Origin of the sequence: Arthrobacter oryzae, assembly GCF_031454875.1 — a bacterium.
Lineage (GTDB): Bacteria > Actinomycetota > Actinomycetes > Actinomycetales > Micrococcaceae > Arthrobacter > Arthrobacter oryzae_D.
On the sequence record NZ_JAVDRQ010000002.1, the window covers coordinates 499,214 to 524,453 of the forward strand.

Below are 25,240 nucleotides of genomic sequence, written 5' to 3' on the forward strand. Positions count from 1 at the left end.
TCGAACGTTCCGGACAGTTCAGGAACGTTCGGACCTGTCCAGCAGCCTGGCAATGATTGCCGAGACCGGTCCCTCTGCCGCCTGCCGCCAGCCGGTTCCTGCCCAGAGATTTAGCCGCTCAGCATCGCCTGCCGCAGCTGCCGCCGCGCGTATCGGCGCGGTGAGGTGGTGGATGGCGGGGTACCCCTCCGGGGCATCCTCATGGTCCCTGACGAAGGAATTGGCCAGGGCCCGGGCGTGCCTGCCGGTGAAGGCACGGGTCAGGCGGGTCTCGGTGAAAACAGGGCTGCCGAGGGCGTCCTTGTGCAGCTGCCTCGCACCGCTTTCGTCACTGCGGACCAAGGCCGTGCCCAGCTGGGCTGCTGTGGCACCGGCGGCCAGCACGGAGTCAACGCCCGCGGAGTCCATGATGCCGCCGGCCGCCACCAGGGGAACGCCGACGGCGGCCCGCACTTCGGCGATCAGGTCCGCCGTCGTGCGGGGTCCGGGGGAAACCGCTGCGGTGCCGGGGGTCAGGAAGGCCCCGCTGTGACCGCCTGCGCTCCCGTGCTGGACGGCCAGGGCGTCCGCTCCGCGCTCTACGGCCAGCACGGCCTCGGCTTTGCTGGTGACCGTGGCAATGACCACGGAGCCGGCCCGCTTGAACGCGCGTATTTCATCCTGCTCCGGCAGCCCGAAAGTGAAGCTGACGAACTCCACCGGGTCCGCCAGCAGGGCGTCCACCTTGTCCTGCCACTCGTCATCGTCGTCGAGCCGCAGGGCGGGAACCGATACCCCGTACCGCCGGGCGTCCGGCTCAAGACTCCGCCGGTAGTCCTCCAAAGCCGCTTTGACGGGCGGCGGCGGATTCAGCTGCGTCCGGTCAGGCACGAAGAGGTTCATGCCGAATCTTGCACCGGAGGACCGGACCTCATGTACCTCGGCCGCCATGGCCTCCAGGCTTTTATAGCCCGCGGCGAGGAATCCAACGCCTCCGGCGTGGTGCACTGCCTGCACGAACCGGGACGTAGACGTGCCCCCGGCCATGGGAGCCGCAACGATTCTTGTACCGAATATGGCGCCTGTCATTCCCTGCTCCCTGTAGCGACTCAGTAGTCTGTTCACGTGACTAATTCTGACAACCTGCCGGCAACGGATTCTGTTCCTTCCACCGTTGGTGCCCCTGCCGCGCCGCCCGCTCCCCAGGCCGGTGCGCCGGCCGGCGCAGTGATCGGCCTGGACATCGGGGGAACCAAGACGCGCGGTGTCCGATTCGAGGACGGGCGGGCCATCGCCGATGAAAGCGTCGGCAGTTCAAACGTACAGAACGTCAGCCGTGAGGAAGCGGTGCTGAACCTGGCCGAGCTCTTTGCCCGGATCGGCGGAGGCACAGTGACCCAGGTCTACGCCGGAGCCGGCGGAATCGACACGGACGAAGACGCAGCTGCGCTCGCGGCGCTGATCGCTCCGCACGTGCCCGGCGCGAAAATCACAGTGGTCCACGACTCCCGGCTTTTGCTTGCGGCCGGCGGGGCAAGCACCGGCGTAGCCGTGATCGCAGGCACCGGTTCCGCGGCCTGGGGCAAGAACGCACAGGGCGAGGAGGCCCGCGCCGGCGGGTGGGGCTACCTGCTCGGGGACGAGGGCAGCGGATATTGGCTGGGGCGCGAAGCTGTCCGTTACAGCCTCCGCCGAATGAACCAGGGATTGGAGACCGACGAACTCACCACGGCGCTGCTGCAATCCTGCCGCATTGACGATCCCAACAAGCTGATTGCGCTGTTCCACTCGCCAGAGACCGGGCGCCGCTTCTGGGCGCAGCAGGCACGGCTCGTGGTCGAGGCGGCGGACGCCGGTCACCAGGCCAGCCAGGCGCTGATTGAGCAGGCGGGCCGGGACCTGGCGGACCTGGCCGGGCAGGCGTTGAAGAAACTGGGAATCCACGGTCCGGTCATCCTGGGCAGCGGCCTCGGCATGAACGTGGCAAGGCTCCAGGAATCCTTCAGGCGCAGCCTTGCCGCCGAAGGCGTAACGGATGTGCGTGTCCTGGAGCAGGATCCCGTTTTCGGCGTCCTGCAGTTGGTGGCCGAACAGCGGTAGCGGTCAGGAACGCGTGCGGGGCCGTAGCCTGACGCCGGGGAGTGCCGGAGCAGGGATGCGTCCGGCCTCGGCCCCCGCGTCCGGGCCGTGGCCCCGGACCAGGCCAAAGCGGGATGCCTCGGCGTCAGGGTCCGGTAGCTCTGCCTGCGCCTCCCAGTCCTGGCGCGCCTGAGCCACCTCGTCGTGGGTCCGGCCCACGAAGTTCCACCACATCAGCAGCTCCTCCTGGAACGGTTCCCCGCCCAGCAGGACAAAGCGGGTGTCCGGCCGTGCGTCCAGTTCAAGCACATGGCGGCCCGTGCCGAGGTAGCCCAGAGGACCCGGCGGAACGTCCTGGCCGTCGATGGTGATGCCGCCGTCGAGCACAAGCACCGCGTGCTCAAACTTCGGGTCGAGCGGCAGCGTGACGGGGCCGACGCAGCTGATATCCGCTCCGACGATCGGAGAATACATCGTGGCCGGTGAGGCCACTCCGGCGAAGCTTCCCACCATGACTGTTGCGGTGAAGCCGGCTCCGGCAACTTCCGGCAGGTCCCGGTGCTGCTCGAAGGCCGGGGCCCGGTGACGCTCGCCGTCCGGCAGGGCGACCCACAGCTGAAGGCCCCGCTGCAGCGGAAGCTCCACCCCGCCGTCGTCCTGCCCGGACGGAAGCACGGCGAACTCGGAGTGCGACACACCGTGGCCGGCCGTCATGATGTTGAGCTCGCCGGGTCGAACGATCACGTCGCTGCCCACGCTGTCGCGGTGCCTGATGTTGCCGGCGAGCGGCCAGGTCACTGTCTGCAGGCCGGTGTGCGGATGCGGCAGGACGGACATGGCCACACGGTCCGGACCAAAGCTGTCCAGGAAACACCAGGCGCCCACCGTGGGGAGGCCGCGTTGCGGAAGAGTCCGCAGCACGTTCATGGCCCGGACTCCTCCCAGCGGCACTTCCCGCGCCGGCCAAAACTGCAGGCACGGTCCGTTACCGGAGTAACCTCCGGGCTGTCCGGGCGGGCACAGTTCTTCCCTGGGGCTGACTTCAAGGTTGGTCACAGACCAACTCTAGGCCCAACGCCCGGGTTACCGCAGCAGCCCTGCCCGCGACCCCTAGCCAAGTTGGTGCCCGGCGGTTTACCCTTGAAAAGCCGCCGGCGGGAGTGCCGGTGCAGCGGACGGCGCCACGCGAAGTCGTGGCCGTAGACACGGGGAGGTGGAGACGATGACTGCAATATTCCTGCGCGCCAAGCGCCTCAGCAAAGTCATTATCCCTGCCCCGGACCATCGCATGTCCTGAACCGCACTCGCCTGAATCCCAGGGCCTGAATCATCGGGCCCGAGCCACCGCGAACGAATTCCGCGCCGGCTGACTCAAACAGCGGAGTCCATGCAACGGGGCCTCACCAGAGGTTTTCCATTGAATACAACTTCCGGTCACATGCTGACCGCAGATTATTTGGCAACCAACAACTCAACTTCACCTCACGGGTCTCCGGCATTGGCCGGTCCCGTGCAGTTCGGTTTCACACCTTCAACGGCAGCGCTGTTTGAGGCACATCCCGTTCCGGGCGGAGAGAACCCGGGCCGGGTGGTCCGCGTCGACCGGAACAGGGTCCTGGTCGCCGGAGCGGCGGAATTCCGGCACTTGCCTTATCCGAGCCACGGAGACGTTCCTGCTACGGGGGACTGGGTTTGGCTCGGTGCCAACGCCGTGGGGGAACCAGCCATCATCAGCGTGCTGCCGAGGCAGTCGGCGCTCAGCCGCAAGCGGGCGTTTGAAGCGTCCTCGGAAGCCCAGGTCCTGGGCGCCAACGTGGATGTGGTGGGCGTCGTGGTGCCGGTGGACCGGCCGCTCACCCACAACCGGCTCGAGCGGACGCTCGTGGCCGCGTGGGATTCCGGGGCTACTCCACTGGTGATCATCACCAAGGCGGATCTCGCCGACATCGCGGACGACGTCGTCGGAAAGGTCATCCTGCAGGCCGCCGGCGTGGAGGTGGTCACCACCTCCGCAGAACACGGCGATGGCCTCGATGAACTGCTCGGTCACCTGCCGGCCGGCGGGACGCTGGTCCTGCTGGGGCCTTCAGGCGCGGGGAAATCCACGCTGATCAACGCCTTGGCGGGGCACCGCGTCCAGGAAGTCGGTCCGGTCCGGGCGGGCGACGGCAAGGGCCGGCACACCACCACGTCCCGCGAGCTGGTGCCGCTGCCAGGGGGAGCCGTGCTCATGGACACCCCCGGGGTGCGCGGGTTCGGGCTCTTCGACGCGGACGACGGGATGGGGGAGATGTTCGGCGACTTGGAGGAGCTGTTTGGACAGTGCCGCTTCGCCGACTGTGCGCACGACCGGGAACCCGGCTGCGCTGTCCAGGGAGCGATCGCCGTCGGGACGCTGGACATGCGCCGGTGGGAGAGCTACCTCAAGCTCCAACGTGAGCTTGCGGCGCTGAACCGCCGGCACGACGCGGCGGCGCGGCGGGCCTACCAGCGGGAATGGCACCAGAAGGTGGTGGTAGCCGGCAAGAGCCAGCGGGCCGCCGAGCGCTATGGACACGAATCGTCAGGCGACCGCGCAGGCGGGGACGGAAAGCGGGGTAAACGGAAGCGCAGGTGATCCGCGGCCAGGAGCAGCAGCGGTGCCGGATTGATCATTACTGGCTTCCGGCGCCGCCACCCATCCAAAAGGCGCAGGTCACCGAATGCTTACGGTAGCCGCGACACCGCTGACTTTGGCGGGGCCGCTGGTTACGCTGTGTAATACCTGCTTTACAGCCGAAAATCAGTGAGCTTATGATCTTCTGGCCCGTCCGTCCGATGTTGCCGCCAACAGTTAGGTAAGCCCGGAAATGGCTGAAGCCATGATCGAATTCCAGAGCGTCACCAAGCAGTATCAGAGCGGGCAGCCGGCCGTGGACAACCTGACCATGTCCATCGACAAAGGCTCCATCACGGTTTTTGTTGGTCCGTCCGGGTGCGGAAAGACCACATCACTGCGGATGATCAACCGTATGGTGGAACCCACCTCGGGCACCATCACCGTGGGCGGAAAGGACGTCACGTCCGTCCCCGCCGCGCAGCTGCGCCGGTCCATGGGCTATGTTATGCAGTCCTCGGGCCTGATGCCGCACCGTTCCGTGCTGGACAACATCGCCACGGTCCCGCGGCTGAACGGGGTCTCCAAGGCGGAGGCGCGCCAGCGCGCCCAGGAACTGCTCGACGTCGTGGGGCTCGCTTCGGTGCTCGGAAAGCGCTACCCCTCGCAGCTGTCAGGCGGCCAACAGCAGCGTGTGGGCGTGGCACGCGCCCTCGCGGCCGACCCGCCCGTTCTGCTCATGGACGAACCCTTTAGCGCCGTGGATCCGGTGGTCCGCGACGAACTGCAGCAGGAACTCCTCAGGCTGCAACGCGACCTGGCCAAGACCATCGTGTTTGTCACCCATGACATCGACGAGGCTACGGTGCTCGGGGACAAAGTGGCCGTCTTCGCCACCGGCGGCAAGCTGGCACAGTACGCCACACCGGAGGAAATCCTGCGCGCACCGGCCAACGACTTCGTGGCGTCCTTCGTGGGCAAGGACCGGGGGTTCCGGCACCTGGCGTTCAGCCCGTCCGACGCCGTCATCCTCCATGATGTGCCTACCGTAAGCCACCGCGATCTGGCGGCCGGCGCGGCGAATTCTGCCGCCGACGACTGGCTGCTCGTGGTGGACACCGAATCCCGGCCGCTGGGCTGGACAAACCCCGGGGCGGGCTCGGCGCTCATCCCCGGCGGATCGCTTTTCCGGAAAGGGGAGACCCTCCGCCGGGCCCTGGACGCGGCGCTCTCCTCACCCTCAGGGCTGGGTGTTGCCGTGGACGCCGACGGCCGGCTTGCCGGCGTCCTCAAGGCGGATGAGGTGCTGGCGGTCATTGAATCGGCCCGGCTGGTCCGGCAGGGTGCCCACTGATGGAATGGTTCCTGGCCAACAGCGGACGGGTGTTCGAGCTCGCCGGCCAGCACCTGGTGCTGGCCATCCTGCCTATGGTCTTTGGTTTGCTGCTCTCGATTCCGCTCGCCCAGTTCGCCCGGCGTAGCAGGACCGTGCGCTCCGTGGTGGTTACGGCTACGTCCCTGCTCTATACGGTGCCCTCCCTCGCACTGTTCATCATCCTGCCCTCAATCCTGGGGACCAGGGTGCTGGACCCGGTCAATGTGATTGTGGCACTCACGATCTACGCTGTGGCCCTCCTGGTGCGGGCGGCCCTGGACGCCTTCGACTCGGTGGATGACGACCTCCGCCAGGCGGCGGTCGCGATGGGCTTCAGGCCCGGTGCGCGGTTCCTCCAGATTGATCTCCCGCTGTCCCTGCCGGTGCTGTTCGCCGGGTTGCGCGTGGTGTCGGTCAGCAACATCTCGCTGGTGAGCGTTGCCGCCCTGCTGGGCATCGGAAACCTGGGAATGCTTTTCACCTCCGGCCTCCAACGGGGCTTCATCACCGAGGTAGTGGTCGGCATCATTGCCATTTTGGTTCTGGCACTGGTGATGGATGCCGTGCTGGTGCTCCTGGAACGGCTCCTGACCCCGTGGACCAGGGCAGCAGCCAGAACGGACAAGGCTGATCTCCCCTCGGCGGCCGAGCGCCTGTCCGATGTCAGGACCGGGGGTGCCTCCGCATGAGCAATGTCTTTACCGACACGTTCGAGTGGCTGGGCGACCCGCTGCATTGGACCGGGAGTACGGGAATACCCGTCAGGCTGGCAGAGCACCTCCAATACACCGGCCTCGTGATGGTGATCGCCACGGCCATCGCAGTCCCGATCGGCCTCTATGTCGGCCACACAGGGCGCGGCCGGGTGGCAGTTGTTGCGTTGGCAGGGGCTTTGCGGGCCCTGCCTACCCTTGGCCTGCTGACTCTCTTCGTCCTCCTGGCGGGCATCGGACTGATGCCTCCGATCTGGGCCCTGGTGATTCTCACGGTGCCCCCGCTCCTCGCGGGGACTTATGCGGGGATTGCCAGCGTGGACCGGAACGTGGTGGACGCCGCCCGCGCCATGGGTATGACTGAATTGCAGGTGCTGTTCCGGGCGGAAGTCCCGAATGCCCTGACGGTGATGTTCGGTGGGTTCAGGACCGGCGTGCTGCAGGTGATCGCCACCGTTTCAGTCGTTGCATACATCAATCTGGGCGGCCTGGGCCGGTACCTTTTCGACGGCCTGGTGCTGTCCGACTTTCCGCAGATGCTGGGCGGTTCGCTCCTGATAGCAGGTCTGGCCATTGCCGTCGATCTGATTCTCGCCGTTTTCCAGAGGCTGTTCCTGTCCAGGAGAGCCGCTGCCACGCCGGACCGGAGCCAGCAGGCGCCGGTTGATCTCACAGAGCCCGTGTCCGCGGAGCCTGTTGTTCAAGGAGGTACGTCATGAAGGAAACCCACTCTAGAGTCCTGGGCCGGCGCGCATTCGGCGGTCTGGCCGCCGGCGTCGGGCTTGCCCTGACTTTGTCCGCGTGCGGCGGAGGGTCTGACCCCCTGGGAAGCGCACCTGCCACGGGCGGCTCGGGATCAGGTTCCGCGTTGGTGATCGGTTCTGCCGACTTCCCCGAAAGCCAGATCATTGCCGAGGTCTACGCCGGAGCCCTGAACGCGGCCGGCGTGACTGCAAGCACCAAGCCCAACATCGGCTCCCGCGAGGTCTACTTCAAGGCCGTCCAGGACGGTTCCGTCGACGTCATCCCCGACTACAGCGGCAACCTCCTGCTGCATGTGAACAAGGAGGCCGCCGAAGTGTCCGCGGAGGACATTTACAAGGCCCTCCCGGCCAAGCTGCCCGAAGGGCTGGCCGTGCTGGAGGCTTCCAAGGCTGAGGACAAGGACGCCATGGTGGTGACCAAGGCGACGGCCGAAAAGTACCAGCTCAAGTCGATTGAAGACCTCGCGAAGGTCTGCAGCGAGCTGGTGGTCGGTGCCCCGGCTACCTTCGCCGAGCGCGCCTACGGACTCCCCGGCCTGAAGAAGAACTACGGCTGCGAGCCCAAAAAGCTGGAACCGTTCAGCGACGGCGGCGGCCCCATTACCGTTAAGGCACTGCTTGAGGACCAGGTTCAGGTCGCGGACATCTACACCACGACGCCCGCGATCGCCGACAATGACCTGGTGGTCCTGGAGGACCCCAAGAACAACTTCATCGCCCAGCAGGTCCTTCCGCTGTACAACAAGGCCAAGATGACGGACAAGGCCAAGGAGGCGCTCAACTCCGTGTCCAAGATCCTCACCACGGAAGACCTGATCAACCTTAACCGGGCGGTCAGCGGAAGCCAGAAGCAGAACCCGAAGGACGCAGCCGCGGCCTGGCTCAAGGACAAGGGCCTGGTTAAGTAGCTCGAAGCGCACCACGGGCTCCACTCCGGAACGCACGACGGCGGCTGCCGGACCTCACGGGGTCCGGCAGCCGCCGTCCTTGTTCCGACGGTCAAGGGAGCTTTGCCGGGCGGGAGGCTGCCGGTTTCCCGTGTGAGTCAAGTCTCAGCTGAAGTACATCCTCCATATGGCATATTTGATGGATGGCAGAATTCAAGCAGTCCACCAAGCTTCATAATGTCCTCTACGACATCCGTGGACCGATTCTTCAGGCCGCCCAGCAGATGGAGGCAGAGGGTCACCGCATCCTCAAACTGAATATCGGAAACCCGGCCCCGTTTGGTTTTGAAGCGCCGGACGCCATTTTGGTGGACATGATCCGCCATCTGCCCCATGCCCAGGGCTACAGCGATTCCCGCGGCATATTTTCCGCCCGGACCGCGGTGTCGCAGTACTACCAGACCCGCGGGATCCAGAACATCCACGTGGACGACATCTACCTTGGCAACGGCGTCAGTGAGCTCATCACCATGTCGCTCATGGCGCTCCTGGACGACGGCGACGAGGTCCTCATCCCGACGCCGGACTACCCGCTGTGGACCGCCTCCGTGGCCCTCGCGAGCGGCCGGCCGGTGCACTACCTCTGCGATGAGGACTCCGGCTGGCAGCCGGACCTGGACGACCTCGAAGCCAAGATCACCCCGCGCACCAAGGGAATCGTGGTGATCAACCCGAACAACCCCACCGGTGCGGTGTACCCGGAAGAGACGCTCAAGAAGATCGTCGCACTGGCCGAAAAGCACGGGCTGGTGCTTTTCGCGGATGAAATCTACGAGAAGATCCTGTACGAGGACGCCGTCCACGTGAACCTGGCCAGCCTCACCGGCGACGACGTCCTGTGCCTGACCTTCAGCGGACTGTCCAAGGCTTACCGGGTGTGCGGCTACCGGGCCGGCTGGATGGCGATTTCCGGGCCCAAAAAAGACGCCGCTGATTACCTAGAGGGCATCAGCCTGCTGGCCAACATGCGCCTCTGCGCCAACGTGCCGGCACAGCACGCCATCCAAACGGCCTTGGGCGGATACCAGAGCATCAACGACCTGATCCTGCCCGGCGGGCGCCTGCTGGAACAGCGGAATAAGGCCTACGACATGCTGAACGCCATCCCCGGAGTCAGCACGCAGCAAGCCAGGGGGGCGCTGTATCTGTTCCCCAAACTGGACCCCGAGGTATTCCATATCCGCGACGACGAAAAGTTTGTCCTGGACCTGCTCCGCGAGCAGAAGATCCTCGTCTCCCATGGGCGTGCCTTCAACTGGGTGCGGCCGGATCACTTCCGGATGGTCACGCTGCCGAACGTGAAGGACATCGAAGAGGCAATTGGCCGCATGGGGGACTTCCTGAGCCGGTACCAGGGGAACTAGCCTGATGGCAGCACGCCGCCCGGTGGATCCCGGGCGGCGGCAGCCGGAAGTGCGCCGCCGGGACGCGGCGCTCCGGACTGGTGGCACAGCGGCGGAAGGCTAGTCATGGCAAGCATCGAAACGTTCAAGGAAAACCCCTCCGGGATCCTCGCCGCCGGCGACGGATTCAAGCTCGCGGATGTGGACCCTGATTCAACGCCGGGATATGCGGGCGCCAAATCGGACGGGCAGGCCCTTCTTGCCGAACTCGACGGCAAACTGGCGACTTTGCAGGAGAAATTGTTCGCCGAAGCCAAGTTTGGTGGCACTAAGCGCGTCCTGCTGATCCTCCAGGCAATGGACACCGCGGGAAAAGGCGGCGTCGTGGCACACGTCGTGGGGGCCATGGACCCGCAGGGTGTGCAACTGAAGGCGTTCAAGGCGCCCACCGACGAGGAGAAAGCCTACGATTTCCTCTGGCGGATCGAGAAGGAAGTGCCCGCAGCCGGGATGGTGGGTGTCTTCGACCGGTCCCATTACGAGGACGTCCTCATCCACCGGGTCCGCGGCTGGGCCTCCCCGGACGAGCTGGAGCGACGCTACACGGCGATCAACGAATTTGAGGCAAGGCTCACGGCGTCCGGCACCCGGATCGTCAAAGTGATGCTGAACATCAGCCGGGAGGAACAGAAAGCCCGCCTCCTCGCACGGCTGGATGATCCCTCGAAACACTGGAAGTACAGCAGCGGCGACTTGCAGGAGCGCGCCTTCTGGGACGACTACATGGCCGCTTACCAGGCAGCGTTCGAGAAGACGCACACCGAGGTGGCGCCTTGGCATGTGGTCCCGGCGAACAGGAAGTGGTACGCGCGCATCGCCGTGCAGCAGTTGCTGCTCCACGCCTTGGAAGACCTGAACCTGCAGTGGCCCGCCGCCGAGTTCGACGTTGCCCTGGAGCGCGCTCTGGTGGAAAAGTCCTGACGCGCACTTTCGGCAACGCCTTTCGCCGGCACGGGAGGTACTCGAATGCGCAAAATCATACTTTTGTCGTCGGTGTCTGTGGACGGATTCTTCGAGGGGCCGGACCGGGACATCAGCTGGCATCTGGTGAACGAGGAAATCCTCCGTTACCTGAATGAGCAGTTCCGGGCGCTGGGCGCCTTCATGTACGGGCGAGTCACCTATGAGCTGATGGCCGGTTTATGGCCCACGGCCCGCCGGAATCCGGACCTCTCGGCGCCCCTGGTCGAGTTCGCCGGGATCTGGTGCGACATGCCCAAGTTCCTCTTTTCGCGGACCCTTACGCAGGCGGGCTGGAACACATCGGTGCTGCACGACGTCGTGCCGGAACAGATCACGGAACTGCAGGAGCAGCCCGGCGGCGACATCGTCCTAAGCGGCGTCAATTTGGCCTCCACCTTCATGCGGCAGGGCCTGGTCGATGAATTTCAGGTTTTCGTCCATCCCGTGGTGCTGGGGCAGGGCCGGCCGCTGTTCGAGGTCCCTGATGTCCGGATGAACCTCAGCCTCAAGGGGACGCGAACGTTCGGCAACGGCGTGGTTTTGCTCCACTATTCGAGCAGCGGCTAGGACTCCGGACCGGCCTGGTTCCTGGCCGCGGCCAGTCGTTTGCGCGCGCCTTCCAACCATTCCTCGCAGCGCTTGGCCAACGCTTCGCCCCTCTCCCACAAAGCGAGTGAATCCTCCAGGCTGGCGCCGCCGGCTTCCAGCTTGCCCACCACGGCCACAAGCTGTTCGCGGGCCTCCTCGTAGCTCAGTCCATCGATGTCCGCGTTCGGTTTCTGTTCTGCTGCCATTGTGCTGCTCCCTGCTGGTGTAAGTGGACTGGACGGTGCCGGCAACTGGCCGGCACCGCGCTGATTCAGTTGTCGGAAACCCGGTGGTTGCCGGTTGAACGGGCGGAAAAGCTGCCGCCGGCGACGCGTACGAACAATTCGGAGCCTTCCGGTGCCTGCGACGGGTGCCGCACCACGGCCCTCTGCTGATCCGCGCGTTCCGCGTCAGCCACCTGCACGACGGCGTAGCCGCGGTCCAGCGTTTGTTGCGGGGAGAGCGAACGCACCTGGTTGCGGAGGTGAACGATCTGGTCGGCGGCCCTCAGCACTGCGGTGCCGATGGCAGCGCGTGAGCGGCTGCTTAGACGGGCTACGTCTTCTGCCCGGGTGCTGACCATGACTTCCGGTGAGGCGAGGACAGGCCGCGAACGCAACGAGGTCATCCGGTCGGATTCACGTTCCACCAGCCGCGTCACGCCGCGCCGGAGCTGGTCGCGGGCCTGCCGGACCCTGGTGAGTTCTTCCGCTACATCGGGAACGATTCGTTTGGCAGCGTCGGTTGGCGTCGAGGCGCGAAGGTCGGCGACGTCGTCGAGGATGGGCCGGTCCGCCTCATGGCCGATCGCGCTGACCACCGGCGTGGACGCACTGGATACCGCCCGGATCAGGTCCTCATTGCTGAAGGGGAGCAGGTCCTCCAGCGCCCCGCCGCCGCGGGCGATGACAATGACATCAACATGGGGATCCTCATCGAGCTCCCGCAGTGCGCGGATGATCTGTGACACCGCGGTATTTCCCTGCACGGCCACTTCCCGGACCTCGAATTCGACGGCGGGCCAGCGGAGCGCGGCGTTGCGAAGCACGTCCTTTTTGGCGTCGGAATCGCGTCCTGTGATCAGCCCGATCCGGTGGGGGAGGAGAGGCAGGCGCTTCTTTCGGGAATCCGAAAAGAGACCTTCCAGGGAAAGCGCGTGGCGGAGCCGCTCGATCCGCGCCAGCAAGTCTCCGAGCCCCACCGGCCGGATGTCCTTCACGGACATGTTGAGGCGTCCGGTCTTGAGCCAGAATTCCGCCTTAAGGAGGGCCACCACCCTGGAGCCCCGTTCCAGCGGAACCTCCTGGCGGTCCAGCACATTCGACCAGATTGAGGCAGGCAGCGAGATTTCGGCGTCGACATCCCGGAGCGTCATGAAGGCACTGCCGCCGCGGCGGTTCAACTCGATGACCTGGCCTTCGACCCAGGCCGAGGGAGTTCGGTCGATGTGGGCCTTGAGCTTTTGGGACAGGAGCTGCAAGGGCCACGGGTTGTCCGGACTTGTATCGGCAGCCGTTGCCGGAAGCGTTGTTGCCGCGGGCGTGGTGTCAGACACGGGTGGACCGTGCTGTGGTGGTGGCCTGGGGCATGGGAATCCTTTGCGGTGGCGGTGCTTCAAAACGGAATAGCGTCAAACCGAATCAACTCTATCCATAGCTCTATCACTGTCCGCCGACATTTTCGCTTCCCTGCCGGCGCCCCTAGGATGGCAGTACCGCCCACCAAACCTAGGAATCCCTTGCGCACTTTTGTCTCCGCTGCTGCCGTCGTCCTTGGACTCCTGCTGGCCGCCGTCGCCGTCCCGGCCATTTGGGTGGACCGGAACATTGTCCAGGAGGACGGTTTTGTGTCCCTCGCCGGCCCGCTGGGCAAGGACGCCGTCTTCCAGGAAAGGCTGGCTTCCGCCGCGGTTGGCAGCATCGATCCGGCCGGCCAGATTCCCGAACCGTTCGCCGAACTGGTGCAGCCGATCCTGGACTCCGCCGCCAAATCACTCACGACACTCCCCGGCTACCCCGCGGCGTGGGAGGAAACCCTGAGGAGGAGCCACGCGCTCAATTTCACGGCTTCCGGAACCGCCTCCTCGGAGGCGGAACCGTCGACGTCCCTCACCCTGGATGTGGCACCTCTGGCGGGCCTGCTGATCCGGCAGATTTCGGATGCAACCAAAGTGCCGTTGGAAGCGCCGGACCAGACGCTGATCGACATCGGGCAGCCCAGCCAGCGCCAACTCGTGGACCAGGTGTCGGTCTACGCGCCCATGAGTTACGCGTTGGCGGCGGGATCGTCAATCGCCTTGCTGCTTGGGTTCGTTACCGCACGGCGGCGCTGGACTGTGCTGGCGGGCGCCGGAGCCGGAGCGTTGGTGCTGGCGGCGGTCTGGAAACTGGGTTCGGACGCAGCGGGCCTCGCGGTGGCCGGAACGGCCAGCGGGAACGAGGTGGCTGACATCTTCAAGAGCGAGTTCGTTGCGGCATCCTCCGACCGGTTCGGGCAGTGGATCCTGGCCACGCTCATCGCCGGCGGCGTCCTCATCGTGGCCGGTGTCATTTTCCGCGTTGTTGCCGGCGCCGGCCGCACCCTGCGTTCCCGGTAGCATTGAACAATGACCACCTCAGCTGTCTCCATCCCCATGCCTTCAATTCCGCGGAGGCGCCGTTCGCCCGAGGACGTGCTGGCTGCGGCTCCGGTGTCAGGTCCCAAGAAAGTGCTGCTCGCGGCTCCACGCGGCTACTGTGCCGGAGTGGACCGCGCCGTTATTGCAGTTGAGAAGGCGCTGGAGCACTACGGTCCGCCGGTTTACGTCCGTAAGCAGATCGTCCACAACGTCCACGTGGTCAGCTCCCTCGAGGAGAAGGGCGCCATCTTCGTTGACGAGACCGATGAGGTCCCCGAAGGTGCCCTGGTGATTTTCTCGGCCCATGGCGTGTCTCCCGCGGTGGTGCAGTCGGCCGAGGACCGCGGTCTGCGGACCATTGACGCCACGTGTCCGCTGGTGACCAAGGTGCACCGCGAAGCTGTCCGTTTTGCCAAGGACGACTTTGACATCCTCCTGATCGGCCACGACGGCCATGAGGAAGTTGAAGGGACCGCCGGTGAAGCCCCCGAGCATATCCAGATCATCAATGGCCCCCACGAAGTGGACAAGGTGACGGTGCGGGATCCGGAAAAAGTCATCTGGCTGTCGCAGACCACGCTGAGCGTGGATGAAACGATGGAAACGGTCCGGCTGCTCAAGGATCGTTTCCCGACGCTGCAGGATCCGCCCAGCGACGATATCTGCTACGCCACCACCAACCGCCAGGTGGCCATCAAGAAGATTTCCCCGCAGGCGGACCTGGTCATTGTGGTGGGTTCCGCCAATTCCTCCAACTCCGTGCGCCTCGTTGAGGTTGCCTTGGAATACGGCGCAAAAGCTTCCTACCGCGTTGACTTCGCCAACGAAGTGGACGAGGCCTGGTTCGAAGGGGTGGCCACGGTTGGCGTCACCTCCGGCGCCTCCGTTCCGGAAGTGCTGGTCAAGGACGTGCTTCGGCTCCTTGCGGACTATGGCTACGGCGCTGTGGAGGAAGTGGTCACAGCCGAGGAAGATCTGCTCTTCTCGCTGCCCAAGGAGCTTCGCGCGACGCTGAAGAAATCCGGAGACGTGACCCGCGCCCTGGGGGGACGCAAAGCGCGGGCCTGACCCGATCAGGGGTTCCTCCCTTGCCGCGGGATTACGCGGCTGATTCCTCCGACTGGAGTTCCGGGGCAGCCACTGATCGCGGCGTCACCTCGATCGCGGGCGGCGTGGTCAGCCCCTCGGCTTCAAGGGCGTTGAGTTTCCGCGCAGTGGGCAGGACCCGTGCTTCGAGCGTCCCGACCATCGAGTTGTAGCGGTCGACGGAAGTTTTGAGGGATGAGCCCAGCTTGGTTACATTTTCGCCGAGCGTTCCCATCCGCTCGTAGAGCTGCCGTGCCAGCTCGAACAGCTCCCGGGCGCTGTCCGTCAGCACGTCCTGCCGCCAGGTGAACGCCACCGACTTCAGGACGGCCAACAGTGTGCCGGGGGAGGCGAGCACAACATTTTTGTTCAGGGCATAATCCAGGAGGCCGGGGTCGGCCGCCAGCGCGGCGGCCAAAATGGATTCCGCCGGCAGGAAGCAGATCACCAGTTCCGGTGAATTGCCGGGGATATCCCAGTACTTCTTGCTGCTCAGGGCGTCCACATGGGATTTCAATGCCTTTGCGTGCGCCGCCAACAGGGCACTTTGGCCGTTGAGGGCAGGCCCGTGCTGCTGCCGGCCCGAGGAGGGCCCCAGGTCCTGGGCTTCAAGGTAGGACGCCAGGGGCACCTTGGCGTCGACCACCAGCTGCTTGGCTCCGGGGAGCTGGACCACAAGGTCGGGCCGGACGGCGTTTCCCGCCCCGGCGCTGTGGTGCTGTTCATGGAAATCCACGTGCCGAAGCATGCCGGCGGCTTCCACCACACGCCGCAGCTGAACTTCGCCCCACTGGCCGCGGGCGCTGTTGGACCTCAGGGCGGACTCGAGGGCATGGGTTGAGCGGAGAAGCTGTTCGTCGGAGAGGCGGGCTTCCTGCAGCTGCTGGGCGAGCTGTCCGTACTGCTCCAGCCGGTCACGCTCCAGGAGGGATACCTGCTGCTGGACAGCCGTGAGCTTCTCCGCGACCGGTGCCAGTGCCCGTAGGACGCTGCCGTCCTGGTTGCGTGACTCGCCAAGCTCCCTGTTCTGTGCCGACAGCAGCCGCCGCTCGGCGTCGGCAGCCGCGAACTGGGCGCTGACCTCCGAAAGGCGGGCGGAAACGCCGTCGAAATCCTGCTCCAGGGCAAGGTTCCGCCGCCGGAACACCACATAGGTGAAGGCGGTGCCAATCACGGCGCCGAGAATCAGCATCAGCAGGGCAAGTATCAGTGCAAAAGCGTCCATGTGTTCACTTTGGCACGGCCCCCTGACATTTTTAGCGCAGACGCACGCTTCTGCCGGCGGCCGCGAGTTCCGGACCGATTACCGGTAGAATCAATGCTCGTGGCTCTAACTATTGGCATCGTCGGACTGCCCAACGTCGGCAAATCAACCCTTTTCAACGCACTGACCCGCAACCAGGTGCTGGCCGCGAACTATCCGTTCGCCACCATCGAGCCGAATGTCGGCGTCGTGAACCTGCCGGATCCCCGCCTGGCGAAGCTGGCGGCCATCTTCGGATCCCAGCGGCTGCTGCCCGCCCCGGTGTCATTCGTGGACATCGCCGGGATCGTGAAAGGCGCGTCGGAGGGCGAAGGCCTGGGCAACAAGTTCCTCGCCAACATCCGCGAGGCCGAGGCCATCGCCCAGGTTGTCCGCGTGTTCGATGACCCCGATGTCATCCACGTCGACGGCAAGGTGGATCCGCGCTCGGACATGGAGACCATCAACACCGAGCTGATCCTTGCCGACCTTCAGACCATCGAAAATGCGATTCCCCGGATCGAAAAAGAAGTCAAGATCAAGAAGCGCGAGGCAGCGGAGCTGGCTGCCATCAAGGCTGCGCAAGCAGTCCTAGAACGCGGCGACACGATCTTCTCCTCGGTCAAGAGCGACAAACTCGAGATGGAGCACCTCAAGGAGCTCAGCCTCCTCACCGCCAAGCCGTTCATCTACGTCTTCAACGCGGACGAAGGAATCCTCGGAAGCCCGGAAAAGCAGGAAGAGCTGCGCGCCCTGGTGGCACCGGCGGACAGCATCTTCCTCGACGCCAAGCTGGAATCCGACCTCGTGGAGCTGGATGAGGAAGAAGCCCGCGAGATGCTGGAGATGAATGGCCAGGACGAATCCGGCCTCGACCAGCTGGCACGGGTCGGTTTCCACACGCTCGGACTGCAGACCTACCTGACGGCCGGCCCCAAGGAGACCCGGGCCTGGACCATCCACCGGGGGGACACTGCACCGCAGGCCGCCGGCGTGATCCACTCCGACTTCCAGCGCGGCTTCATCAAAGCCGAAGTGGTGTCGTTCGATGACCTCATTGAGGCCGGCTCGATGGCCGAGGCCAAATCCCGCGGCAAGGTCCGCATCGAAGGCAAGGAATACGTGATGGCCGACGGCGACGTGGTGGAGTTCCGCTTCAACGTGTAGCACCCGGATCCACAGCCACAGTCAGTGATTGAGCATTAACTGCAAAAGCCCCGATTCCCTTGAATCGGGGCTTTTGCTGTGATCAGAGACAGTCCCGCCAGCCTTAGGCGCGTCAAGGTTCTCCAACGATTTAAACAGGCTCCTCCTGCCCATTGTTGCAGCTCGGTAACAACCTTTACTCATGGGCAACTTTGGTCCCACCTGCGCACTTTTCGGGTTTAGGCTACTGCTCATGTGAGACCAGCCACATTCTCACTGGGGGAATGGGCGGTCTGGCCGGCGCTTACAGCGGCGGTCTTTTCAAACCACAGAAACATAGGAGGCGGAATGCGCTTCGGTCGTATTTCCAAAGCGGTAGGCGTCGCGGCAGCTGCCGCGCTTGCTCTCAGCGCCTGCGCCGGCAACAGCGGCGGGACAACCCCGTCCAGCGCCACTGCCGGCAAACAGGGTGGCTCAGCCACGGTGGTCGAGGTGAACGCTTTCAACACGTTCAACCCGAACACTGCCGACGGCAACACTGACATCAACTCGAAGATCAGCTATGCCACCCACTCGGGTTTCTACTACATCGACAATCAGCTGAACGTTGTTCGCAACGAGAAGTTCGGCAAGATGGAAAAGACTTCCGATGACCCGCTGACGGTCAAGTACACCATCAACGAGGGCGTGAAATGGTCCGACGGAACCCCTGTCACGGCCGCCGACCTCCTGCTGCAGTGGGCAGCGTTCTCGGGCTACTACGACGACGCCGACTCAGAGGCGAAGACGGGTACCCAATACTTCTCGTACGCGGGTGACCCCACAGGCCTCAAGCTCACGGATTTCCCCGAGCTCGGCGACGACAACCGCACCATGACCATCAAGTACACCAAGCCCTTTGCTGACTGGGAAACCATCCTTGGTGGTCCGGGCATTGACATCGCGGCCCACGTCATGGCCAAGAAGGCGGGCCTCAGCGACGCTAAGGCACTGGTGGACTACCTCAAGGAAAAGCCGAAGGGCGACGCCAAGGCCCCCAAGCCGGCCGACGAGAAGCTGAAGGCCATGGCCGACTTCTGGAACACCGGGTTCGACACCAAGACCCTGCCCTCGGATCCCAGCCTCTACCTCTCCAACGGCCCTTACATCGTCAAGAGCGTCACGCAGGACCAGTCGCTGACCATGGTCCGCAACAAGGACTACAACTGGGGACCGGAAGCGAGCCTGGACGAAATCACCGTCCGGTACATTGGTTCCGCTCCGGCGCAGGTGCAGGCACTCAAGAACGGCGAAGCGGACATCATTGCTCCGCAGGCTTCGGCAGACACCATCGAGCAGCTCAAGGCACTCGAAAGCCAGGGCGTGACCGTGGAGCAGGGCAACCAGCTCTCCTACGACCACATCGACCTGAACTACTCCGGTCCGCTGGCCGAAAAGAGCGTCCGTGAGGCGTTTATGAAGACCGTCCCGCGCAAGGACATCGTCGACAAGATCGTGAAGAAGCTCGATCCGGAAGCCAAGCCCCTTGACTCCCAGCTGTTCGTTCCGGCCCAGGCAGCCTATGAGGAGTCTGTGAAGAACAACGGTTCCTCGGCCTACCAGGACGTGGACATCGACGGTGCCAAGGCACTCCTCGCCGGCAAGACGCCTGAGATCCGCATCATGTACAACAAGGACAACCCGAACCGTGTTGATGCCTTCTCCCTGATCCGCGAGTCGGCCACGAAGGCCGGGTTCAAGATCGTTGACGGCGGCCTGGGTGCTTCCGACTGGGGCAAGGCCCTGGGCGACGGCAGCTACGACGCCACCATCTTCGGCTGGATCAACCCCGGTGTCGGCGTTTCCGGCGTACCGCAGATCTTCCGCACCGGCAACGGATCCAACTTCAACCAGTTCAGCGATCCGGAAGCGGACAAGCTGATGGACGAACTGATCGTCACCACCGACCGCAGCAAGCAGGATGAGCTGATTACGCAGATCGACAAGAGGATCTGGGATTCCGCTTACGGCCTCCCGCTCTTCCAGTCAGTTGGTGTGGACGCCTACAGCGACCGCATCACCGGAGTGAAGTTCATGCCGAACCAGACCGGTGTCTGGTGGAACTTCTGGGAGTGGGCTGAGAAGTAAAGCCCCCGCTCAGCGAGCGAACAGCAGGTGAAGGCGCCGGGACAAAAGCAGCAGCGTCCCGGCGCCTTCGCCGGCACCACCGGCATTCTGCCGGCTTTCCGCCCACCTCACTCGGCAAGCCGGACTGATTCTGCGATGGGCACGGAGAGATCCCGGCCCGGATATCGAGGCTTCCCACCATGGTGACGTACATCGTCCGGCGGCTTATTACTGCCGCACTCATACTTCTCGGGGCATCGTTCCTCGTGTACCTCCTGACAGCGTCGTCCGGAGATCCACTGGAGGAATTCCGTGCCACCAGTGCCGCGAACAAACAACAGCTCATGGACGCCCGCAGCGAGCTCCTCGACCTGGAAACACCGGCGCCCCTCCGCTACTTCAAATGGCTCGGCGGAGCAGCCAAATGCCTGGTTCCGTTCGGCGGCTCATGCGACCTCGGCAAGAACATCGCAGGGCAGCCGATAACGGAGGCTTTGGGCTTCGCGCTGGTCCAGACCCTGACGCTTGTTACCGGCGCCACCGTACTGGCCATCCTGATCGGCATCGCCCTCGGCATCATCACAGCGCTCCGGCAGTACAGTGCCCTCGACTACGGCGTGACGTTCATGGCGTTCCTGTTCTTCTCGCTTCCCATCTTCTGGGTTGCCGTGCTCCTGAAGGAATACGGAGCCATCGGCTTCAACAATTTCCTTCGTAATCCCGAAATACCCTTGCCCGTTGCCTTGGGGATCGGCGCCATAACGGGCCTGATCGTGGCGGTTGCCGTCGGTGGAGCTGTCCGCCGCAGGCTTGTTTCAGGCGGCATTGTGTTCCTCGCGGCCAGCCTCATCCTGATCTACTTCTCCGTTGTCCAGTGGTTCCGGAACCCCGGACTTGGTCCGGTGGTCATTGCCATCGCGGGCGTGGGCCTGGCCTTCGCCGTGACGGTCCTCGTGGCCGGGCTCAAGAACAGGCGTGCCCTGCAGTCCTCCCTGATCGTCGTGGCGCTCGGAGTGGTTGCCTACTTCGCCGTCCAGCCGCTGCTGAACGAGGCGACGGCGCTCATGATCGTCCTGCTCGGCATCGCGACCATCGGCGTGGGTGTGGGAACGGGCTACCTGATGGGCGGCTACGATCGCGGCCAGTCGATGCGCGCCGCCGGGATAACAGCCTTCCTTGTGGGCGGCCTCATCCTGATGGACCGCTTCATGCAGGCATGGCCAAGCTACTTCAACAACAGCAGGGTCAGGGGGCGGCCGATTGCCACGATTGGTGCCGGTACCCCCAACATCCAGGGCGATTTCTGGGTTCTGAGCCTGGATACCTTTACGCACCTGATTCTTCCGACCATGGCCCTCATCCTTGTTTCGCTGGCAAGCTACACCCGGTTCACCAGGTCCTCCATGCTGGAAATCATGAACATGGACTACATCAGGACAGCCCGAGCCAAGGGACTCTCCGAGCGGTCCGTAGTGATGGGCCACGCATTCCGGAACGCGCTGATTCCCATCGCCACCATCGTGGCGTTCGATATCGGGGCGCTCATCGGCGGTGCCGTCATCACGGAGACAGTGTTCTCGGTGCGAGGCATGGGGTTCCTCTTCCTGGACGGCATCATGCACACTGACCCGAACCCCGTCATGGGCGTGTTCGTCTGCGTGGCCGTGACCGCGATGGTGTTCAACCTGATAGCAGACCTTGCGTATTCCGCACTCGATCCCCGCGTAAGGATTAAGGCATGAGCCAGCCAACCCAGCAGGAAGAATTCCTCGCAGAGCACTCACACCCCAGGCCGCCGGGCGCGACCTTCGAGCCGGAAGCGAAGGGGCTGAGCCAGGGGCAGATTGTCCGCAAGCGGTTCCTCGGCCACAGCGGAGCCATCGCCGGCCTGTTCATCTTTGTCTTCATCTTCCTGCTTGCCTTCACCTCGGTAGGCTGGGCGGGAATTCCGGGCTGGTGGAAATACGATCACCTTGATGTTTCGCCGCTGGTCAACGACGGGGTTCCGACGGCGTCGCTGCTGCCGCCGGCCTGGGGCGAACACCCGTTCGGGCAGGACCGGATCGGCCGGGATCTCTTCGCCATGACCATGCGCGGAGCCCAGCAGTCCATCACCATCATGGTTCTGATCGGGACCATCGCGGGCCTGCTCGGCACTGTGATCGGCGGCCTGTCCGGATACTTCCGCGGCTGGGTCGAAGCTGTCCTGATGCGGATCACCGACGTCATCATCATCATTCCGGTGCTGCTGCTTGCCGCCGTCGTGGCCCAGACCGTCAACCGCAGGGACCAGGGCGGCTGGTTTTCCGGCTTCGCGGCCAGCAACGGCATCCTGATCCTGGGGATCTTCCTGGGCCTTGTCAGCTGGGTCGGACTGGCCCGGCTGATGCGCGGCGAGTTCCTGACCCTCCGTGAACGCGAGTTTGTGGACGCGGCACGGATCTCGGGTGCAAGCAATGCGCGGATTATCTTCAAGCACATCCTGCCCAATGCCATCGGCGTCCTGATCGTCAACGTGACCCTGACCATGTCCGCCGCCATCCTCTTGGAAACGGCCCTGAGCTACCTCGGCGTCGGCGTGAAATCCCCGGACACCTCGTTGGGGCTGCTCATCTCGCAGAACCAGGAAGCGTTCTCCACCCGGCCGTGGCTGTTCTGGTTCCCGGGCCTGTTTATTGTGCTGATCTGCCTCAGTATCAACTTCATCGGTGACGGGCTGCGAGACGCGTTCGATCCGAGGCAGAAGAAGTTCAACGCCAAGAAGGCCAAGGACACCAAGCCTGCCGGAGAGCCGGAGAAGGCTCCGGCTCCTGCAGCCGACGGGTCTGCGGGCGACTGAATGCGGGCTGTCCGGGCATCCGCCCTACGGAACTGCGACGCCCCAATAGCTGGCGGCAAGGAGCACCACGGTGGCGGCGATCGCCGTCCAGCGAAACCGCACGCTCACCGCCGTCGTATCGGCATGGCCGGCGTCCAGCGCACCCGCTTCCACGAGCTCTTCCCAACGGGCGCGAACCAGCCGGGCCGCCTGGCCGGAGTCGGTGGTTTTCAGGTCACCCGGGCGCACGGACTGTCCCGGTCCGTATGTCGCGGAAGGAAGGCCCCTGAGATCCTCGGGACGGGCATTCCGGCCGCCCCAGATGCCGGGCGCCGGGGCGGCCCAGGAGGCATAGCTCCTGGCCGGTGTGACCAGCGTCAGGGCGTACCGCGTATCAACGTTCACCAGTGCGGCCCACGGGACGTCGATGGAGCGGAACGGATTCTCCAGGGTGATGCCGCCGTCATGAACCACCACAGACGGCATCCAAAACAGCAGCCAGCCGAGAAAACCGATCAGCAGCAGCGGGCCCGTACCCAGCAGCGCTGCCGGGCTGCCGGCCGCCGCCGTGACAATAAGGCCGACGGCGGCGACCAGCCAGGACAGCCAGGCGAACCATTTGTTTGTTCGGGCTTTGAAGACTTCAACATTTCCGGCGTGCGGCACACTGCTCATGCCCCCAATAATTCAGGATTCCAGGCCACAGCACTAATCTCCGGTGCCATGGCTTGGGCGGAAGGGAACCCGTCATGACTGACAACATCACCCCGAACCAGGACGCCGCCCGGGCGCAGGAGCCCGCCAAGGGAGCTATCGTCCTGGAAGTTCGCGACCTCAGCGTCGACTTCGGCGTGGAAAAGAAATGGGTGCCGGCCGCCATTGGCCTGAATTATGAGGTCCGGGCAGGCGAAGTCCTTGCCATCGTAGGGGAGTCCGGCTCCGGCAAAAGCGCCAGCTCCATGGCCTTGCTGGGCCTCCTGCCCAGCAACAGCCGGGTTTCCGGCAGCGTCCGGCTCTCCGGCAAGGAACTCCTCGGAGCCAATGCCGCCAACATTCGGGAGGTCCGCGGCAAGGATGTTGCCGTGATCTTCCAGGAGCCGATGACCGCGCTCAACCCCGTGTATACGGTCGGCGCGCAGATCGTTGAAACCGTGCGCCTCCACAATGAGGTTTCACCGGACCAGGCCAAGGAACGCGCCCTGCGGATGCTGGAACTCGTGGAACTGCCGGACCCGGAGAAGGCGTTCAGGTCCTACCCCCACCAGCTCTCGGGCGGCCAGCGGCAACGTGCCATGATCGCGCAGTCGCTCTCGTGCGATCCCAAACTGCTGATTGCCGATGAGCCCACCACAGCCCTGGACGTCACCGTCCAGGCCGAGATCCTGGACCTCATGCGCAACCTGCGGAACAAGCTGGACAGCGCCATTGTGCTGATCACCCATGACATGGGGGTGGTAGCCGACCTGGCGGACCGTATCGCCGTCATGCGGCGGGGGCTGATTGTGGAAACGGGAACGGCCGAACAGGTCTTCCGCAACCCCCGGCATGAATACACGCAGTCGCTGCTGGCAGCGGTTCCGCACCTCGGCCAGGGCGGTGCGGTGAATGGCACCGAGGTGGATGTCACCGCGGCACTGGCTGCCGCCACCCATGCTGAACTGGATTCGGTGGGCCATGAGGACCTGGTCCGCCGCGAGCAGGAGAATGCTGAGGCGCTTGCCGCCGCGGCCGCGGAGCGGCCCCAGGGCGAACCCGTCCTGGAACTTACCGATGTTGCCATCGAATACCCCAAGCAGGGCCGCGTCCCGGCGTTCAGGGCTGTGGAGGGCGCAAACCTGGTGATCTACCCCGGCCAGGTGGTGGGGCTGGTGGGCGAATCAGGCTCGGGCAAGACCACCATCGGGCGGGCCGCCGTGGGGCTCCTCTCTGTTGCAGCAGGCACCATGAGGGTGGTGGGCCAGGATATTTCCGCCGCCAAGAAAAACGGGAAACAGCTGCACCACGTCCGGCGCCACATCGGCATGGTGTTCCAGGACCCGTCGTCGTCGTTGAATCCCCGCCTTCCGATCGGCGAGAGCATTGGCGAACCGATGTTCCTTGCCGGCGAAGCCAAGGGAGGCGCCCTGCAGAAGCGGATCGAGGCTCTCCTGGACCAGGTTGAGCTGCCCAGGAGCTACCGCAACCGGTACCCGCATGAGCTGTCCGGCGGGCAGAAGCAGCGTGTGGGCATCGCCCGGGCCCTGTCGCTCAAACCGAAGCTGATGGTGGCGGACGAGCCGACGTCGGCGCTGGACGTGTCCGTGCAGGCCAAAGTGCTTGAACTGTTCCAGAACCTCCAAAAGGACCTCGGCTTCGCCTGCCTGTTCGTAACGCACGACCTGGCAGTGGTCGACGTCCTGGCCGACCGTATCTGCGTGATGCAACGGGGCAGGATCGTGGAGCAGGGCACCAGGGACCAGATCCTGCGCAATCCGCAGGAGCCCTACACCCAGCGACTCCTCGCTGCGGTGCCCCTTCCGGACCCCGAAAAACAGCGGGAGCGGAGGGAGTTGCGGGCACAGTTGATGGCGAGTGGAGCGGAGTAGCGTCCGTCACATCAGGGGAAGCATACCAGTGAGTAACATGTGACTTGAAATGCTCCGATGTTGACTCCGATGGTCAAATTGTGACCCGGTCACGGTTTGGCAACGGAGTTCCATTATTTGGACATCTTGAGGTTAGGCTACTCACTTATGTATGCCACGTCACAGGAAAACTCTGTGCCCGGCCTGCCAGGGAAGCACAAGATTTCCCTACTCAACTCCCACAACTCATAGG

At 64.4% G+C, this 25,240-nt stretch carries 22 protein-coding genes; 16 read left to right on the plus strand and 6 right to left on the minus strand.

Annotation, left to right across the window (positions count from 1 at the left end):
• Positions 1–18: 18 nt before the first annotated feature.
• The gene (locus tag J2805_RS05580; RefSeq protein WP_309970395.1) at positions 19–1,068 is read right to left on the minus strand and encodes a nitronate monooxygenase; all 1,050 of its coding nucleotides are present in this window, start codon (positions 1,066–1,068) and stop codon (positions 19–21) included.
• A gap of 36 nt (positions 1,069–1,104) precedes the next feature.
• Between J2805_RS05580 and J2805_RS05585 the strand changes: the two genes are divergently transcribed.
• Positions 1,105–2,079 (plus strand): N-acetylglucosamine kinase, encoded by a 975-nt coding sequence (locus J2805_RS05585; protein WP_396134227.1) that lies wholly within the window; start codon positions 1,105–1,107, stop codon positions 2,077–2,079.
• 3 nt (positions 2,080–2,082) lie between these two features.
• Here J2805_RS05585 and J2805_RS05590 read toward each other — a convergent pair whose 3' ends face one another.
• Positions 2,083–3,114 (minus strand): pirin family protein, encoded by a 1,032-nt coding sequence (locus J2805_RS05590; RefSeq protein ID WP_309970398.1) that lies wholly within the window; start codon positions 3,112–3,114, stop codon positions 2,083–2,085.
• A 382-nt stretch (positions 3,115–3,496) separates the two neighbouring features.
• Between J2805_RS05590 and rsgA the strand changes: the two genes are divergently transcribed.
• From rsgA to J2805_RS05630, 8 genes are all read left to right on the plus strand, one after another.
• Entirely contained in the window at positions 3,497–4,675 is a 1,179-nt protein-coding gene (gene rsgA / locus J2805_RS05595) for a ribosome small subunit-dependent GTPase A (protein ID WP_309970401.1), read from the plus strand.
• Positions 4,676–4,907: 232 nt separating this feature from the next.
• Complete coding sequence (locus J2805_RS05600; RefSeq protein WP_309970403.1) at positions 4,908–6,008, plus strand: ABC transporter ATP-binding protein; 1,101 nt, start codon at positions 4,908–4,910, stop codon at positions 6,006–6,008.
• On the plus strand, positions 6,008–6,718 hold the full coding sequence (locus J2805_RS05605) for an ABC transporter permease (protein WP_309970405.1): 711 nt from the start codon (positions 6,008–6,010) through the stop codon (positions 6,716–6,718). The genes J2805_RS05600 and J2805_RS05605 overlap by 1 nt, the downstream gene beginning before the upstream one ends.
• Entirely contained in the window at positions 6,715–7,461 is a 747-nt protein-coding gene (locus J2805_RS05610; RefSeq protein ID WP_309970408.1) for an ABC transporter permease, read from the plus strand. The genes J2805_RS05605 and J2805_RS05610 overlap by 4 nt, the downstream gene beginning before the upstream one ends.
• Positions 7,458–8,414 (plus strand): ABC transporter substrate-binding protein, encoded by a 957-nt coding sequence (locus J2805_RS05615; protein ID WP_309970411.1) that lies wholly within the window; start codon positions 7,458–7,460, stop codon positions 8,412–8,414. The genes J2805_RS05610 and J2805_RS05615 overlap by 4 nt, the downstream gene beginning before the upstream one ends.
• 182 nt (positions 8,415–8,596) lie before the next feature.
• Positions 8,597–9,817, plus strand: coding sequence for a pyridoxal phosphate-dependent aminotransferase (locus J2805_RS05620; protein ID WP_309970414.1), 1,221 nt, complete (start codon positions 8,597–8,599; stop codon positions 9,815–9,817).
• Between the two features lie 105 nt (positions 9,818–9,922).
• Complete coding sequence (locus J2805_RS05625; protein ID WP_309970417.1) at positions 9,923–10,777, plus strand: polyphosphate kinase 2 family protein; 855 nt, start codon at positions 9,923–9,925, stop codon at positions 10,775–10,777.
• Positions 10,778–10,822: 45 nt separating this feature from the next.
• Positions 10,823–11,386, plus strand: a complete 564-nt coding sequence (locus J2805_RS05630; RefSeq protein WP_309970418.1) for a dihydrofolate reductase family protein — start codon at positions 10,823–10,825, stop codon at positions 11,384–11,386.
• Here J2805_RS05630 and J2805_RS05635 read toward each other — a convergent pair.
• Both J2805_RS05635 and xseA read right to left on the minus strand, forming a co-directional pair.
• On the minus strand, positions 11,383–11,613 hold the full coding sequence (locus J2805_RS05635) for an exodeoxyribonuclease VII small subunit (RefSeq protein WP_309970421.1): 231 nt from the start codon (positions 11,611–11,613) through the stop codon (positions 11,383–11,385). The genes J2805_RS05630 and J2805_RS05635 overlap by 4 nt on opposite strands.
• Before the next feature lie 65 nt (positions 11,614–11,678).
• Entirely contained in the window at positions 11,679–12,962 is a 1,284-nt protein-coding gene (xseA, locus tag J2805_RS05640; protein WP_309970424.1) for an exodeoxyribonuclease VII large subunit, read from the minus strand.
• A 183-nt stretch (positions 12,963–13,145) separates the two neighbouring features.
• Here xseA and J2805_RS05645 point away from each other — a divergent pair, with 183 nt between their 5' ends.
• On the plus strand, positions 13,146–14,003 hold the full coding sequence (locus J2805_RS05645) for a hypothetical protein (protein WP_309970427.1): 858 nt from the start codon (positions 13,146–13,148) through the stop codon (positions 14,001–14,003).
• 9 nt (positions 14,004–14,012) lie between these two features.
• The gene (locus J2805_RS05650) at positions 14,013–15,092 is read left to right on the plus strand and encodes a 4-hydroxy-3-methylbut-2-enyl diphosphate reductase (RefSeq protein ID WP_309970430.1); all 1,080 of its coding nucleotides are present in this window, start codon (positions 14,013–14,015) and stop codon (positions 15,090–15,092) included.
• A gap of 31 nt (positions 15,093–15,123) precedes the next feature.
• Here J2805_RS05650 and J2805_RS05655 read toward each other — a convergent pair whose 3' ends face one another.
• Positions 15,124–16,335 carry a DNA recombination protein RmuC gene (locus tag J2805_RS05655; protein WP_309970433.1) on the minus strand — a complete coding sequence of 404 codons (1,212 nt, stop codon included), beginning with the start codon at positions 16,333–16,335 and terminating at the stop codon, positions 15,124–15,126.
• Positions 16,336–16,434: 99 nt separating this feature from the next.
• Between J2805_RS05655 and ychF the strand changes: the two genes are divergently transcribed.
• From ychF to J2805_RS05675, 4 genes are all read left to right on the plus strand, one after another.
• Complete coding sequence (gene ychF / locus J2805_RS05660; RefSeq protein ID WP_309970436.1) at positions 16,435–17,520, plus strand: redox-regulated ATPase YchF; 1,086 nt, start codon at positions 16,435–16,437, stop codon at positions 17,518–17,520.
• Positions 17,521–17,847: 327 nt separating this feature from the next.
• Complete coding sequence (locus J2805_RS05665) at positions 17,848–19,626, plus strand: ABC transporter family substrate-binding protein (RefSeq protein WP_309970439.1); 1,779 nt, start codon at positions 17,848–17,850, stop codon at positions 19,624–19,626.
• Positions 19,627–19,805: 179 nt separating this feature from the next.
• Positions 19,806–21,347, plus strand: coding sequence for an ABC transporter permease (locus tag J2805_RS05670; protein ID WP_309970441.1), 1,542 nt, complete (start codon positions 19,806–19,808; stop codon positions 21,345–21,347).
• Positions 21,344–22,444 carry an ABC transporter permease gene (locus J2805_RS05675; RefSeq protein WP_309970444.1) on the plus strand — a complete coding sequence of 367 codons (1,101 nt, stop codon included), beginning with the start codon at positions 21,344–21,346 and terminating at the stop codon, positions 22,442–22,444. The genes J2805_RS05670 and J2805_RS05675 overlap by 4 nt, the downstream gene beginning before the upstream one ends.
• A 24-nt stretch (positions 22,445–22,468) precedes the next feature.
• Here J2805_RS05675 and J2805_RS05680 read toward each other — a convergent pair whose 3' ends face one another.
• Positions 22,469–23,098 (minus strand): PH domain-containing protein, encoded by a 630-nt coding sequence (locus J2805_RS05680; RefSeq protein ID WP_309970447.1) that lies wholly within the window; start codon positions 23,096–23,098, stop codon positions 22,469–22,471.
• Positions 23,099–23,172: 74 nt separating this feature from the next.
• On the opposite strand from J2805_RS05680, the gene J2805_RS05685 reads away from it, so the two are divergent.
• Complete coding sequence (locus J2805_RS05685; protein ID WP_309970450.1) at positions 23,173–25,008, plus strand: ABC transporter ATP-binding protein; 1,836 nt, start codon at positions 23,173–23,175, stop codon at positions 25,006–25,008.
• Positions 25,009–25,240: the final 232 nt, after the last annotated feature.

Coding starts and splice junctions, on each gene's coding strand:
- J2805_RS05580 (WP_309970395.1), bottom strand. CDS start 1,068: ATGACAGGCGCCATATTCGGTACAAGAATCGTTGCGGCTCCCATGGCC.
- rsgA (WP_309970401.1), top strand. CDS start 3,497: ATGCTGACCGCAGATTATTTGGCAACCAACAACTCAACTTCACCTCAC.
- J2805_RS05600 (WP_309970403.1), top strand. CDS start 4,908: ATGGCTGAAGCCATGATCGAATTCCAGAGCGTCACCAAGCAGTATCAG.
- J2805_RS05605 (WP_309970405.1), top strand. CDS start 6,008: ATGGAATGGTTCCTGGCCAACAGCGGACGGGTGTTCGAGCTCGCCGGC.
- J2805_RS05610 (WP_309970408.1), top strand. CDS start 6,715: ATGAGCAATGTCTTTACCGACACGTTCGAGTGGCTGGGCGACCCGCTG.
- J2805_RS05615 (WP_309970411.1), top strand. CDS start 7,458: ATGAAGGAAACCCACTCTAGAGTCCTGGGCCGGCGCGCATTCGGCGGT.
- J2805_RS05620 (WP_309970414.1), top strand. CDS start 8,597: ATGGCAGAATTCAAGCAGTCCACCAAGCTTCATAATGTCCTCTACGAC.
- J2805_RS05625 (WP_309970417.1), top strand. CDS start 9,923: ATGGCAAGCATCGAAACGTTCAAGGAAAACCCCTCCGGGATCCTCGCC.
- J2805_RS05630 (WP_309970418.1), top strand. CDS start 10,823: ATGCGCAAAATCATACTTTTGTCGTCGGTGTCTGTGGACGGATTCTTC.
- J2805_RS05635 (WP_309970421.1), bottom strand. CDS start 11,613: ATGGCAGCAGAACAGAAACCGAACGCGGACATCGATGGACTGAGCTAC.
- J2805_RS05650 (WP_309970430.1), top strand. CDS start 14,013: ATGACCACCTCAGCTGTCTCCATCCCCATGCCTTCAATTCCGCGGAGG.
- J2805_RS05655 (WP_309970433.1), bottom strand. CDS start 16,335: ATGGACGCTTTTGCACTGATACTTGCCCTGCTGATGCTGATTCTCGGC.
- J2805_RS05665 (WP_309970439.1), top strand. CDS start 17,848: ATGCGCTTCGGTCGTATTTCCAAAGCGGTAGGCGTCGCGGCAGCTGCC.
- J2805_RS05670 (WP_309970441.1), top strand. CDS start 19,806: ATGGTGACGTACATCGTCCGGCGGCTTATTACTGCCGCACTCATACTT.
- J2805_RS05675 (WP_309970444.1), top strand. CDS start 21,344: ATGAGCCAGCCAACCCAGCAGGAAGAATTCCTCGCAGAGCACTCACAC.
- J2805_RS05680 (WP_309970447.1), bottom strand. CDS start 23,098: ATGAGCAGTGTGCCGCACGCCGGAAATGTTGAAGTCTTCAAAGCCCGA.
- J2805_RS05685 (WP_309970450.1), top strand. CDS start 23,173: ATGACTGACAACATCACCCCGAACCAGGACGCCGCCCGGGCGCAGGAG.